13 protein-coding genes and 1 pseudogene are annotated in these 11,137 nt (G+C 58.9%); 7 read left to right on the forward strand and 7 right to left on the reverse strand.

Features of this window, described 5'->3' with window-relative positions:
- Nucleotides 1–237: 237 nt before the first annotated feature.
- Together rhtA and QMX98_RS26860 are read left to right on the forward strand one after the other, a co-directional pair.
- On the forward strand, nt 238–1,125 hold the full coding sequence (rhtA, locus tag QMX98_RS26855; protein ID WP_010461127.1) for a threonine/homoserine exporter RhtA: 888 nt from the start codon (nt 238–240) through the stop codon (nt 1,123–1,125).
- A gap of 168 nt (nt 1,126–1,293) precedes the next feature.
- Nucleotides 1,294–1,575, forward strand: a complete 282-nt coding sequence (locus QMX98_RS26860; protein WP_010461128.1) for a hypothetical protein — start codon at nt 1,294–1,296, stop codon at nt 1,573–1,575.
- Here QMX98_RS26860 and QMX98_RS26865 read toward each other — a convergent pair.
- Nucleotides 1,562–2,134 carry a TetR/AcrR family transcriptional regulator gene (locus QMX98_RS26865; RefSeq protein WP_282411634.1) on the reverse strand — a complete coding sequence of 191 codons (573 nt, stop codon included), beginning with the start codon at nt 2,132–2,134 and terminating at the stop codon, nt 1,562–1,564. The two genes, QMX98_RS26860 and QMX98_RS26865, sit on opposite strands and share 14 nt — an antisense overlap.
- Nucleotides 2,135–2,226: 92 nt before the next feature.
- On the opposite strand from QMX98_RS26865, the gene QMX98_RS26870 reads away from it, so the two are divergent.
- Nucleotides 2,227–2,955, forward strand: a complete 729-nt coding sequence (locus tag QMX98_RS26870; protein WP_094468283.1) for an SDR family oxidoreductase — start codon at nt 2,227–2,229, stop codon at nt 2,953–2,955.
- 39 nt (nt 2,956–2,994) lie between these two features.
- Nucleotides 2,995–3,585: a 2-hydroxychromene-2-carboxylate isomerase gene (locus QMX98_RS26875; protein WP_282411635.1), complete on the forward strand. Its 591-nt coding sequence runs from the start codon at nt 2,995–2,997 to the stop codon at nt 3,583–3,585.
- Here the strand turns inward: QMX98_RS26875 and QMX98_RS26880 are convergent.
- A complete protein-coding gene (locus QMX98_RS26880; protein WP_282411636.1) occupies nt 3,582–4,580 on the reverse strand; it encodes a zinc-dependent alcohol dehydrogenase family protein in 999 nt (332 codons plus the stop codon). The two genes, QMX98_RS26875 and QMX98_RS26880, sit on opposite strands and share 4 nt — an antisense overlap.
- Before the next feature lie 115 nt (nt 4,581–4,695).
- On the opposite strand from QMX98_RS26880, the gene QMX98_RS26885 reads away from it, so the two are divergent.
- Entirely contained in the window at nt 4,696–5,604 is a 909-nt protein-coding gene (locus tag QMX98_RS26885; protein WP_169858158.1) for a LysR family transcriptional regulator, read from the forward strand.
- Here the strand turns inward: QMX98_RS26885 and QMX98_RS26890 are convergent.
- The 4 genes from QMX98_RS26890 to QMX98_RS26905 all read right to left on the reverse strand — a co-directional run bounded on the left by QMX98_RS26890 (nt 5,597) and on the right by QMX98_RS26905 (nt 9,819).
- Nucleotides 5,597–7,405, reverse strand: coding sequence for an aminopeptidase P family protein (locus QMX98_RS26890; protein WP_010461140.1), 1,809 nt, complete (start codon nt 7,403–7,405; stop codon nt 5,597–5,599). The genes QMX98_RS26885 and QMX98_RS26890 overlap by 8 nt on opposite strands.
- Nucleotides 7,406–7,470: 65 nt before the next feature.
- Complete coding sequence (locus QMX98_RS26895; protein ID WP_010461142.1) at nt 7,471–8,628, reverse strand: aminotransferase class V-fold PLP-dependent enzyme; 1,158 nt, start codon at nt 8,626–8,628, stop codon at nt 7,471–7,473.
- Nucleotides 8,629–8,832: 204 nt separating this feature from the next.
- Nucleotides 8,833–9,447 (reverse strand): LysE family translocator, encoded by a 615-nt coding sequence (locus tag QMX98_RS26900; protein WP_077747875.1) that lies wholly within the window; start codon nt 9,445–9,447, stop codon nt 8,833–8,835.
- Between the two features lie 102 nt (nt 9,448–9,549).
- A complete protein-coding gene (locus QMX98_RS26905; protein ID WP_010461147.1) occupies nt 9,550–9,819 on the reverse strand; it encodes a hypothetical protein in 270 nt (89 codons plus the stop codon).
- 129 nt (nt 9,820–9,948) lie between these two features.
- On the opposite strand from QMX98_RS26905, the pseudogene QMX98_RS26910 reads away from it, so the two are divergent.
- Nucleotides 9,949–10,125: pseudogene (locus QMX98_RS26910) on the forward strand (sigma-54-dependent Fis family transcriptional regulator); the annotation flags it as partial.
- Here the strand turns inward: QMX98_RS26910 and QMX98_RS26915 are convergent.
- Entirely contained in the window at nt 10,122–10,487 is a 366-nt protein-coding gene (locus QMX98_RS26915) for an antibiotic biosynthesis monooxygenase (protein WP_154503919.1), read from the reverse strand. The pseudogene QMX98_RS26910 and the gene QMX98_RS26915 sit on opposite strands and share 4 nt — an antisense overlap.
- A 95-nt stretch (nt 10,488–10,582) precedes the next feature.
- Between QMX98_RS26915 and soxR the strand changes: the two genes are divergently transcribed.
- On the forward strand, nt 10,583–11,050 hold the full coding sequence (gene soxR, locus QMX98_RS26920) for a redox-sensitive transcriptional activator SoxR (protein ID WP_010461153.1): 468 nt from the start codon (nt 10,583–10,585) through the stop codon (nt 11,048–11,050).
- Nucleotides 11,051–11,137: the final 87 nt, after the last annotated feature.

Below are 11,137 nucleotides of genomic sequence, written 5' to 3' on the forward strand. Positions count from 1 at the left end.
AACTCGCTGTCGAAAACTGCGTAACTCTTTGTTTACCAAGGAGTTTTCCGTTTCGACTGCGCCGGAAGTGGGGCGAATTATAGACTTCCAGAATCTGCCGTCAACCCCTGATTTGGCTTTTCTATCAGGTTGCCCAAAATCGCTGCTTATATATAGACGCGACCGTCGCGAATGCGCAATATATTGCCCAAACCATAGAACAACACTTTCGCTTCCCACTTCGGACGATGCCACGCTATGAATGACCATCCCCGCAGCCTCGTCTCGACCCTATTCTCGGTGGGCCTGCTTTTAATAGCCATGGCGTCGATCCAGTCCGGCGCCTCATTGGCCAAAAGCATGTTCCCGATTATCGGCGCTCAGGGGACCACCACCCTGCGGCTGCTCTTCGCCAGCGTGATCATGCTGATCCTGTTGCGCCCATGGCGGGCGAAGCTCACCGCAAAGTCCTTGCGTACCGTTATCGTCTACGGGATGGCACTGGGCGGCATGAACTTCCTCTTCTATATGTCTTTGCGCACCGTCCCCCTGGGTATTGCCGTCGCCCTGGAGTTCACCGGGCCACTGGCGGTGGCTATCTATGCCTCACGCCGCGCAATCGACTTTTTGTGGATTGCCTTGGCGGCTATCGGCTTGCTGCTATTGATACCGACAGGAGCGACAAGTGCGGGAATCGACCTGGCAGGCGCCAGTTATGCCTTGGGTGCAGGGGTGTGCTGGGCGCTGTACATCCTGTTCGGCCAGAAGGCCGGCGCCGACAATGGCGTACAGACCGCAGCGTTGGGAGTGATGATTGCCGCACTGTTCGTCGCGCCTATCGGCATCGTCCATGCCGGTGCCGCCCTGCTGACTCCGTCATTGATCCCCGTGGCCATCGCTGTCGCCCTTCTGTCCACCGCCCTGCCCTATACGCTGGAGATGGTCGCGCTCACCCGAATGCCAACCCGGACTTTCGGCACATTGATGAGCATTGAACCGGCTATTGGCGCGCTGTCTGGTCTGCTGTTTCTCCACGAATACCTCACACTGTCACAGTGGATGGCGATCATGTGCATCATTCTGGCTTCCGTGGGGGCGACCATGACCATGGGAAGTGCTGCCAAGCCCGCGGTCGCGGCGGATTGATACAGGATTTGACGCAGGTCTGGTATTTGCCGCTCAATTAGGCCATGTTTAGGCCCGCAACCGAATGTCATCCAAGGATTTTTCAGGATAGGGATATCAGAACGCTTCAATCGAAAGCGAATGCAGCCACACCCGGGCGCGAGATCCGGGAGCGCTATAAGGACAGTAATGAAACGAATTTTGCTATTGATTGCCGTACTCGCAATTGCGGGTTGCGCGGCGACATCGAAAACACAAGTCAAACATGGCAAGAAAGGGCTGCATATCAATTGTTCAGGGCTTTCGTCATCCTGGGACAAGTGCTACACCAGCGCCGCCAACTCGTGCGCGCCCAAGGGTTACAAGGTCATCGCCAAGTCGGGAGATGCCGTGGAAGAACCAGGTGATTATCCATTTGGTCTCAACCCTGCCGGCTATACCAGCCGAAGCATGATCGTCATTTGCAAATAGGTTGATGCCGCCCGGCAATCTGGCGGCCAATCTCATCGTAACTGGACTTCAGCACGGTGCGCTGGATGCCGGGAGTGGCCAGCATTCGCGCCACGACCAAGGCACCGATGCATTGCGACAGAATCGCCCACGCCAGACTGTCGCTTTCCAGAATACTTGCCCAACGCTCCTGCAGCCGACAAATCCAGACCTCCGCCTCCTGGCGAACAGCGATATCTGAACGAGCAATTTCGGCTCCCAATACCGGTAATGCGCAACCGGACTCCGGGTGCTCGACATGGGCCATGCTCAGATAATGCTTCAGGCAACGTTCGAGCCTGTCGCAATCCTGATCAGCACCCAAACGCTCCAGGCTTTGGCGCAACTCGCGTTCAACGATCGAAGCGAACAGTTCGTCCTTCGACGAAAAGTGACTGTAGAAAGCAGCACCACTCAAGCCGATCGCCTTCATCAGCCCGTCGACGCCTACCGTGGAAAAACCGGACTTTTTGGCCGACACCGCGCTGCTTGTCAGCAGTTTCTCTCTTGTTTCCAGCTTGTGATTGGCCGAGTAACGCATTGCCTTGCCCTCAGGATTGACTGTCTTGACGCATGCCAAATCCTAGCATAACGTTCGTTCAGTTAACGATCGTTCATCAAAGGGATCTACCCATGAATAATAAGAAGGTCGTACTGGTTGTCGGCGCCGGTGATGCCACCGGCGGCGCGATTGCCAAGCGTTTTGCACAGGAAGGTTTCATTGCCTGCGTCACTCGTCGTAGCGCGGACAAACTCCAGCCATTGGTCGATGCAATCAAGGCCAATGGCGGTGACGCCCACGGATTTGCCTGTGATGCACGTAAGGAAGAGGATGTGATTGCGCTGGTCGAGCAGATTGAGACCGAGATCGGCCCCATCGAAGCGTTTGTTTTCAACATCGGCGCCAATGTGCCGTGCAGCATTCTCGAAGAAACTGCCCGCAAGTATTTCAAGATCTGGGAAATGGCCTGTTTCTCAGGTTTTCTCAATGCCCGTGAAGTGGCCAAGCGGATGGCCAAGCGCCAACGCGGCACGATTCTGTTCACCGGCGCCACCGCTGGCTTGCGCGGAGCGGCAGGATTTGCAGCCTTCGCCGGCGCCAAGCACGGGATTCGCGCACTGGCTCAAAGCATGGCCCGCGAGCTGGGGCCGATGAATATTCACGTTGCCCATGTCGTCGTCGACGGCGCCATCGATACTGATTTCATCCGCAACAGTTTTCCGGAAAAGTACGCGACCAAGGACGAGGACGGCATCCTCAATCCCGAGCACATCGCCGAGAACTATTGGTACTTGCACAGCCAGCCCCGGGACGCGTGGACTTTCGAGCTGGATCTGCGCCCCTGGAACGAACGCTGGTAAGCCCTCCTCCCCTACAACAATAAGCAGAGCGCACCGACCATGAGCAAAACCGTGGAGTTTTTTTTCGATTTAGGCAGCCCCGCCACCTACCTGGCGTATACCCAATTACCGAAGATCTGCGAGCAGACCGACAGCCAGCTGGTCTACAAACCCATGCTGCTGGGCGGGGTCTTCAAAGCCACGGGCAACGCTTCACCGGCAACCATTCCGGCCAAAGGTCGCTACATGTTTCAGGACCTGGACCGCTACGCCAAACGATACGGCGTGCCGCTGAAGTTCAACCCGCACTTCCCTATCAATACCCTGATGCTGATGCGCGCCGTCACCGGTATGCAATTACGTCATCCCGAACGCTTCCAAGCGTTTATCGATTGTCTGTTCCACGCACTCTGGGTCGAAGGACGCAGCCTCGATGATCCGGCGACTGTTGCAGCCGTGCTGACGCGAAATGGTTTCGATCCAAACGAAGTACTGGCCCTTACCGCCGATGAGGACGTCAAAGCCGCTCTCAAGGACAACACCGAGCAAGCGGTCCAGCGCGGTGTATTCGGCGCACCGTGCATGTTTATCGGCGATCAGATGTTCTTCGGTCAGGATCGACTGGACTTCGTCCTTGAGTCCCTGCGTTAAATCTCGATGACCAAACGACCTTGAGCCGCTCCACCAGCGAGCAGTTCATGGGCGGCCTCGGCGGTTTGCAATGTGAACTGCCGCGGGTCAAGCAACGGCTTCAGCTTACCGGCCTCAATCAACTTCGCGGCGTCCCGAAGGATCTGTCCGTGGTGCTCGCCGCCCTTGCCAGTCAATAAAGGCAACAAGGTAAACACTCCGGAGTAAGTCGCGGCCCGAAACGACAACGGTGCCAGACTGTGCTGCCCCCATCCGAGACAGCTCACCACATGCCCCTCGTAGACCCGAGCAGCCTTGAAGGAAGCATCCAGCGTTTCACCGCCCACCGTGTCATAGACTATATCGAACCCCTCTCCCCCCGTGTGCTCCGCCACATAGTCCTCAACCGAAGACTTGCGGTAGTCGATAAACGTCGCACCGAAGCTTTCGATGATTGCCTGCTGACCCGCAGAGCCCGTGGCGAATACTTCAGCACCGAAAGCCCGGGCTATTTGCACCGCCACGTGCCCGACACCCCCGGCACCGCCATGGATCAGCACCTTCTGACCGGCACGCACTCGAGCCCGGTCTACCAATCCTTCCCATGCGGTTATCAACACCAGGGGCAACCCGGCGGTCTCACGCATACTCAGATTGCCCGGTTTGTGCGCCAGCAGACGCGCATCAACCACCGCGAACTGCGCAAGCGAACCTTGCGCACCGCCGATTCCGGTCGCCATCGCGTAGACCTCATCACCCGGCAGCCATCCACTTACGCCCTCGCCTAACGCCTCAATCGTCCCGGCCAGATCCATGCCCAGCACCGCTGGCAAGGGCTGACGCGCATGAGCCGCCTGACCCGAACGAATTTTTCCATCCAGCGGATTCACTCCACTGGCTTTGATCCTGACCAACACCTGACCCGGCCCTGGCACAGGTCGCGGGATGGAAACCAAGCGTAACGGCCCGTTGACCACATCAACAATCAGAGCACGCATTTGAAGTGAGTCAGTCATTTCGCAAATTCCTGTCAGAGGTGGCGGTAGGACGATCTTCCTCCCACTCACTCATGCCGATAAGACGCTGTATCGCTATAGTGACCATGCCCATTTGGCATCAATGAGAAACCCCATGGACAAACTCAATGCAATGGCCATCTTCGTCCGGGTCGTCGAGCGCGGCAGCTTTTCTGCCGTTGCCAGGGAGATGCAGACCAGCCAGCCAACCATCAGCAAAGTGCTAAGGGCGCTGGAAACTGAACTGGGCGGGAAGCTGATTTCCCGCAGCACGCGTCAACTCTCGCTGACTGACGAAGGTCAGCGGTACTACAGCGAGTGTCGACAAATCCTCGCGGCCGTGGACGCGGCGGAACACAGTTTTCATTCAGGACGCGGAACCGTTGCCGGCAACCTGAAGATCGGTTCCTCGGTCAGTTTCGGGCGATTGCAGATTGCACCGCGGCTTCCTGAGTTTCTGAAACAACACCCCCAGGTGCAGATTGACCTGCAACTCAGTGACCAGAATCAGGACCTGGTCAGCGAAGGCCTCGACGTCACGTTCAGAATCGGCGAATTGACCGACAGCGGTCTCATCGCCCGCCGCATAGGCACCACCCACCGAGTGACCGTCGCTGCGCCAGGCTACCTCAAGCAACACGGCCAGCCGCAAACACCAGAAGAACTGCGCGGACACAATTGCCTGCAATTCAACCTGCTGAACAGTCAGAACCTATGGGTTTACGAAAGCGGAGCCCAGCATCATGAGGTGCGGATCAAGGGCAATGCAAAAAGCAACAACTCAGAGGCGATCCGCGAGATGGTGCTGGGAGGATTGGGAATTGCTTTGTCGCCGGTGTGGTTGTTCAGTGAGGATCTGAACGCCGGGCGAGTGACTGCGATTTTGCAGGACTACACCGCGCAGTCGCTGCCGATTCATGCCGTGTCCCCAGCGAATCGTCGCCAATCCGCCAGGGTCAAAGCCTTTGTCGACTACATGAGTCAGGCGCTCGAAACAGCGCCTGAACTCCAACCGGTCAAATAGCTGCAGTCCGGGTGTTCAACCACTCAAGGGCTGCGCCTTCGAGCAACGGGCTCAAGCGCTGGCGCACCTCGGCGTGGTAGGCGTTGAACCACTGCTTTTCGTCGTCAGTCAGCAGCGACGGCTCCAGACAGCGAGTGTCAATCGGGCACAGGGTCAGGGTTTCGAATTTCAGAAACTCACCGAATTCGCTCTTGCCCGCCTCGGTGTTCAACACCAGGTTTTCGATCCGTACACCCCAACGGCCCGGTCGGTAAGTGCCCGGTTCGATGGAGGTAATCATGCCCGGCTGCATCGCGGTTTGCGGTGCTGCGGCGGCCTGATAGGCAATGACCTGCGGGCCTTCGTGCACATTGAGGAAGTAGCCGACGCCGTGACCGGTGCCGTGTCCGTAATCAACACTTTCAGCCCAGATCGGCGCGCGGGCAATCGAGTCGAGCAAAGGCGAGAGAATGCCACGAGGGAATTGCGCACGGGACAGCGCGATGACGCCCTTGAGCACCCGCGTGCAATCGCGTTTCTGCTCATCCGTCGGCGTACCGACCGGCACCATCCGCGTGATGTCGGTGGTACCGCCCAGGTATTGGCCGCCGGAGTCGATCAGCAACAGACCGTCGCCTTCGATCACCGCGTGCTCTTCTTCGGTGGCGTGGTAGTGCGGCATCGCGCCATTGGCGTTGAACGCGGCAATGGTGTTGAAACTCAGCGACACATAACCCGGACGTCGGGTACGCGCGGCCGTCAGGTGTTCGTCGATGGTCAGTTCGGTGATGCGCTCACGACCCAACGCCGAGTCCAGCCAGGTGAAGAACTCGCACAGCGCCGCGCCGTCCTGCTCCATGGCCTGACGAATGTGCCCGGCATCGGCCAGGCTTTTCTGTGATTTGGCCAACGTGGTCGGGTTGAGACCTTCGACCAGTTTCACGCCGCTGTTCAGGTTATCCAGCAAACCGGCCGTCACGCGCGCCGGATCGACTTGCAAGCTCGCGCCGCTCGGCACGGCGCGCAAGGCGTCGGCCACTTCGCTGTAATCGCGCAGGGTCACGCCGTCTTGTTCGAGGACCGCACGCAGCTCGGCATCGACCTTGCTCAGGGCCACGAACAGAGTGGCCTGCTCTTGACTGATCAGCGCGAAGGACACGAATACCGGGTTGAACGACACGTCGCCGCCACGCAGGTTGAACAGCCAGGCGATGTCATCCAGGGTGGCAATGAAGTGCCAGTCAGCACCACGATCTTTCAACACCTCACGCAATTTCGCGAGCTTTTCACCCCGACTGACCGTCGCCTGCGGTGGCAAGTGCTGGTAGATCGGCTCATTCGGCAGCGTCGGGCGGTCGCTCCAGACTTCGCTCAACAGGTCGATGTCAGTGCGCAGACGTGCGCCGCGTTCTTCAAGTTTGCCGCCCAGCGTCCGCGCCGACGCCACGGCCATCACCGCGCCATCTACCGCGACGACACCGCCTTCAGGGGTTTGCTCGGCCAACCAGTCCAGCGGGCCAGGCTGGCCCGGTTGCAGCTTGACCAGTTCGATGCCGCTGCCGTTGAGTTCCTTGCTCGCTTGTTCCCAGTAACGGCTGTCGGCCCAGACGCCGGCAAAGTCCGGGGTCACGATCAGTGTGCCGACCGAGCCATGAAAGCCCGACAACCACTGCCGCCCTTGCCAATAGCCCGGCAGGTATTCCGACAAGTGCGGATCGGCCGACGGCACCAGCAGGGCATGAATGCCCTCCCGGCTCATCAGCTCGCGGGTTTGCGCCAAACGTTGGGGCACCGATCCATTGATCGAAGGCTGCGTACTCATCATGTCTCCTGCTAATCACTTCATCATTATTGTTGAGTGCCGATCAGTGCCGACACTTTCAGGCCTTATTGCCAGAATGCCGGAGCACTGGCGCAGGCCGCTTTAATCAGTTGTGCCGCTTGGTCGACATCCTGTTCGGTGGTGAACCGGCCGAGGCTCAAGCGAATCGTGCGACCCGCCGAGCGGGCGTCATGCCCCAGGGCCAGCAGCACATGGGACGGGGCATTGCTGGCGGAGTTACAGGCCGAGGTCGCAGAAAACGCGATCGAGCTGCTCAGCGCCGCAGAATTGAACTCGCCTTCGTTGAAGGTCAGGCTCAGGGTATGAGGAATGCGTTGGGTCGGGCTGCCATTGAGCCGCACGCCGGGGATGCTCAGCAGTTGCTCGAGCAAGCGTTCGCGGAGCCGCACGATCGTGGCTTTTTCCTCGTCGAATGCGGCCGCCGCCAAGGCGAAGGCCACACCCATCGCAGCGATCTGATGAGTCGCCAAGGTGCCGGAACGCAAACCGCCCTCGTGACCGCCACCGTGAATCTGCGCCAGCAAACGCTGGTGCGCGCGCGGGCCGACGTACAGGGCGCCGATGCCTTTAGGGCCGTAGATCTTGTGCGCCGAAAACGACATCAGGTCCACCGGCAAGCGGGCAAGATCGATTGCCACTTTGCCTGCGCCCTGGGCGGCGTCGACATGGAACAGTGCATCACGATCACGCACCACCTGGCCGATAGCTGCAATGTCATTGACCGTGCCCAGTTCATTGTTGACCAGCATCAGCGACACCAGAAAGGTGTCTTCGCGCATCGCCTCGCTGACCGCTTGCGGGGTAATCAGGCCCTCGGCGTCAGGCACCAGATACGTCACGGCAACGCCTGTGTCCTGCAACTGCTTCGCCGTGTCGAGGATTGCCTTGTGTTCGATCTGGCTGGTAATGATGTGTCCGCCGGACACCCCGCGGGCCTGGGCCACGCCCTTGAGGGCAAGGTTGTTCGATTCGGTGGCGCCGGAGGTCCAGACAATCTGGTCCGCCTGAGCGCCGACCAGTTCGGCGACCTGGCGCCGCGCCTGCTCGACCGTTTGCCGGGCCTGCTGGCCGAAGGCATGGGAGCTGGACGCCGGGTTGCCAAAGTTTCCGTTGAAACCCAGGCACTCGACCATGACCTTGATGACCCGCTCATCCACCGGCGTGGTGGCGGCGTAGTCAAAATACAGAGGACGTTTATTCATAGAAGACTCGCAGAGCATGTTCCGGGATCAGGAGGCTCGTCACTGAAACATCAAAGCGCAGCCTCGTGAGCTGCGCTGACCGTTCAGTGCGTTAGAAATACCTGATCGGAGGCCGTTAAAGAAGGACAACTTCATTTAAAAGTGCGTAGGAACGCTCCTGAAGTCGAGCTTAACAGGCATCGGCCAACCGGTTGAAGCGATGTGTCAGCTAAAGCTCTCGAGCAACAACGGATACAGCGAAGCCACCAACAGCAGGGCCATGCCCCAGTTGAACAGTCGCAACCAGCGTCGATCCTTCAACACATTGCGCAACAAGGTGCCGCAACCGGCCCAGACGCCGACGCTCGGCAGATTGATCAAGGCAAAGACCGCAGCAATCACGATCACATTGGTGAAGTAGCCCTGCATCGGCGTGTAGGTGCTGATGGCACCGATGGCCATGATCCACGCCTTGGGATTGACCCACTGAAACGCCGCCGCTCCGAGATAGCTGATGGGTTTGCTGTCGCCCTTTTCACTCTCGGAGACCGGACCGGAATGGGCGATTTTCCACGCCAGATACAGCAAGTACGCCGCGCCGACGTAGCGAAGCACCGTATAGAGCAACGGGTAGGTTTGAAACACAGCACCCAGGCCGAAACCGACCGCGAGGACGAGCACAAAGAAACCACACGTGATGCCCAGCATGTGCGGAATGGTGCGGTGAAAGCCGAAGTTCACGCCCGATGCCAGCAACATGGTGTTGTTCGGGCCAGGGGTAATCGAGGTGACGAGGGCAAACAGGGCGAAGCCCAGCAGCAGATCGAGCGAGAGCGTCATGAGCGGCAGTCCAATCAGGGTCAGTCAGGTGTTGACCCTATCGCACGCCCCCGGGGAAACCCATGGACAGTTACGTGAAACTTCGAACGGTACAGTTTGAGATCAGCTTGGACGACCGTGAAGCTGTACAGCACGTTCAGCGTTCATCTCGCCATGTTTGTCGAAACCGACCGGTTTTTGCGGCAGGCCGAGCAATTCGGCTTTTTTCGCATGGTACTCGTCGAAGGACAAACCGCGACGATTCAAATCCTCCAGCGCCAGTTCCCGAGTTTCTTCAGCGGTATAGGGTCGCAATTCGGGCGAAACATGGCTGGCACATCCGGCAAGAACGGAGACCGCGAGCAGCAGGAAAGTGGCGATTAGAGGTTTCATGGGTGGCGTCCTGGCATCTGGGTTCGGGGCAATGAACACAGGCTACCCGCCCCCTTCGAAGGGCAGAAATCAACGCTCTCGATAGTGGCTATCGAATTTGGCTAATACCGTTTAACCATCGAACACACGTTGTTGCGCGCAGCGTATCGCCTCAGCCATTACAACCAGGTGCACACCGCTGCCCTGCTGGGCTTGAGCCGCAACGTCACGCGCACACGACTGATCAAGATCGGCGAACGGGCGGTGAACAAGCGCCGGCCCACGGAAAACGTGCAAGGCGAGCGCCTGATGCAATTGTCGATTTAACTCACCAGATTGCAGTGCAGCGCGTAGTCATGGCTACGTTCCAGACTGTGCAACACCTGGAACGAGCCAAACGTCACGGTTTTCGCCTGATGCGCGCGAATCAGCTGCCAGAAATCCTGCTCGCCGCTTTCAAAGCTCTGAAACGCAGCTTCCCCCGCCTCGCGAGTTTGCCATTGCAGGTAGTTGAGCACCCGCCGACCGTCGTCGCTGGCCTGGATGCTCGCACTCAAAAACCCGCTGTAGCCTTGGGCCAGGCGCTCGGTCTGCTTTGACAAGGCCGACACCAACGCGGGTTGCTGATGGGGTTCGATCTCGAATTCGATCAACTGGGTGAAGCTGCGATTTTTCTCTGGCGCTTGCATGAAGAGTCCCCACTGACGTGTAAGCCGGACCTTGCGATCCGAAGGCTTGCAGGGTAAAACCTCGACTTAACTAGAGGTCAAGAGGCATTTTTCAAATGATCACCCCGGAACATCTGCACAAGGAACTCACTGTCGGCCAATTGGCCGCGCGCAGCGGCGTGGCGGTCACGGCCCTGCACTTTTACGAGTCCAAGGGGTTGATCAAAAGCAATCGCAATCAGGGCAACCAGCGGCGTTATCCGCGGGAAGTGCTGCGGCGGGTGGCGTTGATCAAAGTCGCGCAGCGCCTGGGGATTCCGTTGGCGGAGATTGGCGAGGCACTGAAAGCCTTGCCGGATAACCGAGCGCCGACGGCGGCGGACTGGAAGGTGATGTCGGCGCAGTGGAGTCGGGATCTGGATGAGCGGATCAGTCAATTGACCTTGCTGCGGGACAAGCTCAATGGCTGTATCGGCTGCGGGTGTCTGTCGATGGAGGCGTGTCCGTTGCGTAACTTTGGCGATGTGCTGGGGGAACAGGGGCCGGGGGCGCAGCTGTTGGAATCTGGGGCAGATCCGAAATAGCGGCGTGGCCTTCGCGGGCAAGCCTCGCGCCTACAGGATTGCGTGTTACTGGCGAACGACACAAAACCTGTAGGAGCGAGGCTTGCC

Source organism: Pseudomonas sp. PS02303 (assembly GCF_029959925.1).
Taxonomy (GTDB): domain Bacteria; phylum Pseudomonadota; class Gammaproteobacteria; order Pseudomonadales; family Pseudomonadaceae; genus Aquipseudomonas; species Aquipseudomonas mandelii.

Coding starts and splice junctions, on each gene's coding strand:
- QMX98_RS26860 (WP_010461128.1), top strand. CDS start 1,294: ATGAAACGAATTTTGCTATTGATTGCCGTACTCGCAATTGCGGGTTGC.
- QMX98_RS26915 (WP_154503919.1), bottom strand. CDS start 10,487: ATGCAAGCGCCAGAGAAAAATCGCAGCTTCACCCAGTTGATCGAATTC.
- QMX98_RS26885 (WP_169858158.1), top strand. CDS start 4,696: ATGGACAAACTCAATGCAATGGCCATCTTCGTCCGGGTCGTCGAGCGC.
- QMX98_RS26890 (WP_010461140.1), bottom strand. CDS start 7,405: ATGAGTACGCAGCCTTCGATCAATGGATCGGTGCCCCAACGTTTGGCG.
- QMX98_RS26875 (WP_282411635.1), top strand. CDS start 2,995: ATGAGCAAAACCGTGGAGTTTTTTTTCGATTTAGGCAGCCCCGCCACC.
- soxR (WP_010461153.1), top strand. CDS start 10,583: ATGATCACCCCGGAACATCTGCACAAGGAACTCACTGTCGGCCAATTG.
- QMX98_RS26865 (WP_282411634.1), bottom strand. CDS start 2,134: ATGCGTTACTCGGCCAATCACAAGCTGGAAACAAGAGAGAAACTGCTG.
- QMX98_RS26870 (WP_094468283.1), top strand. CDS start 2,227: ATGAATAATAAGAAGGTCGTACTGGTTGTCGGCGCCGGTGATGCCACC.
- QMX98_RS26905 (WP_010461147.1), bottom strand. CDS start 9,819: ATGAAACCTCTAATCGCCACTTTCCTGCTGCTCGCGGTCTCCGTTCTT.
- QMX98_RS26880 (WP_282411636.1), bottom strand. CDS start 4,580: ATGACTGACTCACTTCAAATGCGTGCTCTGATTGTTGATGTGGTCAAC.
- rhtA (WP_010461127.1), top strand. CDS start 238: ATGAATGACCATCCCCGCAGCCTCGTCTCGACCCTATTCTCGGTGGGC.
- QMX98_RS26900 (WP_077747875.1), bottom strand. CDS start 9,447: ATGACGCTCTCGCTCGATCTGCTGCTGGGCTTCGCCCTGTTTGCCCTC.
- QMX98_RS26895 (WP_010461142.1), bottom strand. CDS start 8,628: ATGAATAAACGTCCTCTGTATTTTGACTACGCCGCCACCACGCCGGTG.